The 4,573-nt window shown below is 34.6% G+C and carries 3 protein-coding genes and 1 rRNA gene; 1 reads left to right on the top strand and 3 read right to left on the bottom strand.

Going from position 1 to position 4,573, the window contains the following annotated elements; genetic code table 11:
- Positions 1 to 28 precede the first annotated feature (28 nt).
- Positions 29 to 136 (top strand): 5S ribosomal RNA (rrf, locus tag ACKI42_RS04675).
- 869 nt (positions 137 to 1,005) lie between these two features.
- Here the strand turns inward: rrf and ACKI42_RS04670 are convergent.
- The 3 genes from ACKI42_RS04670 to ACKI42_RS04660 form a co-directional block, all read right to left on the bottom strand.
- Positions 1,006 to 2,085, bottom strand: a complete 1,080-nt coding sequence (locus ACKI42_RS04670; RefSeq protein ID WP_407402950.1) for an agmatinase family protein — start codon at positions 2,083 to 2,085, stop codon at positions 1,006 to 1,008.
- A 72-nt stretch (positions 2,086 to 2,157) separates the two neighbouring features.
- A complete protein-coding gene (locus ACKI42_RS04665; protein ID WP_407402948.1) occupies positions 2,158 to 3,738 on the bottom strand; it encodes a hypothetical protein in 1,581 nt (526 codons plus the stop codon).
- A 43-nt stretch (positions 3,739 to 3,781) separates the two neighbouring features.
- Positions 3,782 to 4,573, bottom strand: a 792-nt coding sequence (locus ACKI42_RS04660; RefSeq protein ID WP_407402946.1) for an SDR family oxidoreductase, incomplete at its 5' end; no start/stop codon positions are given.

Genomic DNA, 4,573 nt, shown 5'->3' with positions numbered 1-4,573 from the left:
TGTACATCCTTTTGTACAAAACAACCTTTAGGGTGGTTTTAGCAGAGGGGCTCACCTGTTCCCATTCCGAACACAGAAGTTAAGCCCTCTAGCGCCGATGGTACTGCGAAAGCGGGAGAGTAGGTCGCCGCCAGTTTTTTTAAAAAAGCTCATTCATTAATTTGAATGAGCTTTTTTTTTTGCTATACTACAAGAGATCTTGAGTTTGTAGTTATTAGTTATAAGTTCTGAGTTTTAAGTTATTAGGTGGGAGGTGATTAAGTTTTTAAGTTTTTGAAGTTCTTAAGTTCTAAGTTCTAAGCTCTAAGGTGTGAGATTTTTAATTTTTAGGTTCTGAAGTTCTAACGTTTTTATGTTTAAGCTAAGAGGGTGGTATGAATGTATTCTAAAAAGATGGAGGGAAAGGCACAAACCATATTTTATTTCAGTCTCTAATCTCTAAGTCATTAATCTCGATTCTAAAAAGAGATTTCTCACTGCGCTTCGCGTCGATCGAAATGACAATTCGTGGTTGAAATTGATTTTCTCTTTTTAATTTAGGTAGTAAAAACTATGTATCAATTCAGTCTCTAATCTTTAAGTCTTTTAATCTCGATTCTTTGGAGAGATTTCTCACTGCGCTTCGCTGCGTTCGAAAGGACAATTCGAGAGTTAGGTTGCTATTGTTTTCTAAATTTGTTTATGAATTAGGATTAATTTTAAAAGAGATTGAGTATAAAGTGAGTTTGAATGAAGCAGAAAAAAACAACAATTCAAATTTTACGCAGAATTAATAAATTTTGCCAATAACCAATAACCAATAACCAACAACCAACAACCAAAGATAGCCGTGATTGAACGGCATGTTTAACTTGCTCGAATCACTTCGTTAGTTTTGAGCTATTTTTGCTTGGAAATGGATATTTATATGCGTTGGCGCAAAAAAGCGAGTAGTGAAAGCGTGAAATAGCAACATAAAAAAGACCTAACTTTCGTTAGATCCTTAGTTTTTATAGGTGATGTTGATTAGAATTTTATTTCTTCTCCAACATGAAGTCCAGACTTTTTAGCAAATACTCCACACATATGGAATAATAATCTTGCGCCCACGTTTCCGTCCCACTCGTCATCTTTTCCTGGTGCTACTTCTACAAGATCCATCCCCATAAGGTTTATATTTGAATCTGCTATTTTGTTTAGGAAATAAATCAGTTGCTCATATGATAATCCTCCTGGTACTGGGGTTCCGGTGTTTGGACAATACCAACAATATAGTGCGTCAATATCTATACTGATCAGGATATTTTCTGGAAGTAATGCGATGATTTCGTTTACTTTTTGTGACCAAGATTTTCCTTCGAACTCGTCTTTCTTAAGATCAGTGTCGGTGAAAACTTTTACTTTGTTAGACGTTTTTACCACTTCAACTTCTTGTTCGCAGAAATCTCTAATTCCTACTTGTACCAACTTGTTTATTTCTGGCAATTGAATGGCATTATACATGATAGATGCATGAGAATAAGTAAAGCCTTCATAAGCAATCCTAAGATCCATATGTGCATCGAAATGTAAGATTCCAAAGTCTTTGTGATAAGTTGCCAAAGCCTGATAATATCCAAGTGGAGTAGAGTGATCACCGCCCAATAAAACTACTTTTTTGTTTTGTTGAAGCCAGTATAAAGTACGTTCTTTAAGTTCTGCGTTAAATTGTGTACAAGCTTTATTAATCTCGTCTAGAGAAAATTTTAGAGCATGGTTTTCGTCTATAACTTCACCATTTTCTAATGCCTCAATAATAGGCTGAGCCATCTCTTTGTAACGATCGCTGGTTTCTTTCCAATTGTTTTCGAAAGTATCATAATGCATTCCCAACTTCCAAAGTTCAGGGAAATTCTGATGAGATAAGTCTACCTGATAAGATGCCTCATATATCGCTGCTGGACCATCTGACGCGCCTGCACCATAACTTACGGTAACTTCCCATGGAACGGGAATAATTACGATTTCGCTTTCGTCAGCAGTAAATGGAAGTCCGAAGATATTGGCATCCGAAAGACCAGGCTGAGATGGGTCGAATTCGGCTATTTTTTGTTCTTTAGTTTGCATTTGAATATAATTATAACACAAAGATAAAAAACAATGTTTTAAAACACTAAAACGTGAAAGAAGTAATACAAATTAGAATCTACTCAGAATTCCCCAATGGATTTTGATTTCATTAAACTTAAACGGATTCCCAAATTCGTTACCATTTGATAATTGGAAACTCATAAGTCCAATCGGAATAAAGAAATTGAATCCCATGCCAACACTGTACAATTTCGGCTTCACATTTAGCGATTTGTTGTTGAGTTGCCCATATTGTCCAAAGACATCAAAAAATGCCTGCCTACCAATCAAATATCGATATTCTAAGCTTCCATAGTAATAAAAGTCAGCGGCTAGAGAATTTTCGTTGAAACCACGAAGAGAATTCCATCCACCAAAACGATAGAGTTCGTTGGCAGAAAACTCATTTTTGGAACTCATCATTGCTGCTTCTCCTTTTGCATTCAGGAAATGATTGCCATTGATATGGAAATTGTGTTCTGCAAAAAGATAAAACTGATTCTGGATGGCATTGATGTTTTCTAAAGTATAATTGGTAGACAAATAATCGAATTCTGCTCTTATTTTGGTCTTATGCAGAAAGAGATCGATATCGGTAGGTTCGGTCATATCGTACCAAATACCAATTCCTTTTTTATTAAAGTCTTTACCTTGTACATACAAACTATCGATAATAGTAGAACTTTCAAAGGTGCCACGTAGACCAATTTTCTGACGGTTATTGATATGATAGTAAAAAGCGGGTTGCATCTTTACATTAGCAAAGGTAGAATCTTGTCTAAAAATATTAATCTTGGCATTAAGACCTACATTAGAATTAAATAAATACGGAACGTCTGCCTCCAGATTGAAAGTTTGTCCTTTGTCTGGGTTCCTTTGCCAATACAAACTGATTGCCTCAAAACTATTAAACATATTTTTAAAATTCACATTCAGTGTTCCATTCAAGGTGAATTTGTCCGTTTTATCATTTCCAAAACCAATAACCCCGTCGAAGGTATTGGTTTTTTTCTTCTCCATAAAAAGGTAAATTTGTGTAGAATCTTTGGTAAATAAGGTTTGTGGTGGCCTCTCTAACGTCACAAATGGATGGCTTTGAAAGTTCTTATTAATGGAAAGTAGATTTTTGTCATCATAATTTTTATACTTAAATTCCTTTTCTAGATTTTTCATAAATCTTTTGGGAACTTTGGTATATCCTTTTACCACAAAGCCATTGATAATTCTTTTATCATTTTTATTAATTTCCAATTCTACCACAGGAAAACCATTGCGTTGACCTTGGTATTTGGATTTTATTCTGCTAAAGGCAAACCCATCATCCAAATATTTTTGGCTAATAGATTTCTTGATAGAATCTAAATTTTTAGTAAAAAAAACTTTTTCTATTTTAAGCTTATGTTGTAAAGAATCTGAGAGATGAACATAAGTTTGATTGTAGTTTATTCCTTTGTTGTAGATAATTTCGGTAGCGCTTCCGTTTACTTTTACTTCCTTCAATTCTGTAAAGAAATAATTGCTTTGCGCCAAAGAATCTAGAAATTTGGTAGCCGAAAGAGAATCCTTCACCGTTTTCTTGGTTTTGGTTTCTGCATCTATCAAGACATAGGTTTTCTTTTGTGCTTGAAAAAAAACACAAATTAGAATCATCAAAATATTTAATACTACCTTCAAACTATTATAAAAACTGAGTTTAAGCCATTTTATTGTATTTCTTCATCAAATTTTCGTACGTATTTTGAGGTAAAATCCATTTCAAAGGAATCCCAATTTTTTGTCCGAATTTACCAAAATAATAATGCGCTTTCCATTTCTTTTTATCCAAAAGAGTTTGGATGTATTCTGCAACTTCCAAAGGTTCTGTACCATCGCCCACGTGAGAGTTCATAAGCGCATACACTTTTTCGAAAACAGAAGTATATGGCGCGGAAACTTTCGTGCGAACACGATTTTCTGCAATATTGGTTTTGATGTCGCCCAAATGTAAGGTACAAACTTCGATATTCCAAGGATAAACTTCATATCTCATCGCTTCGGTTACTTTGTCTAGAGCAGATTTGGAAGCGGAGTAAAACCCTCGGAAAGGCAATCCCATTTCGCTACCGATGCTCGATACATTGATAATTTGTCCGAATTTTTGGTTTCTCATCGATGGCATTACAGCAGTCATCATTTGTACTGCGCCCACCAAATTGAGGTTGAATAATTTTAGAATATCTTCTTTAGTAGAATCTTCTACAGCACCTACCATTCCCATTCCTGCGTTATTGATGAGAACATCTATCTTTTTTTCTGTTTTTAATACTTCAGCAATTGCATTTTGTACGGCATTGTTATCAGTAATATCTGTAGGAATAGACTTGAAATACTCACTTTGTGTAAATTTTCTACTGAGTCCATATACTTGATGTCCTTTTTTTCCGAAATATTCGGCAAGCGTAAATCCGATTCCTGATGATGTTCCTGTAATTATAATGGTTTTTGA

Origin of the sequence: Chryseobacterium sp., assembly GCF_045629545.1 — a bacterium.
GTDB lineage: Bacteria > Bacteroidota > Bacteroidia > Flavobacteriales > Weeksellaceae > Chryseobacterium.
This window is presented reverse-complemented; position numbering and strand designations above follow the sequence as displayed.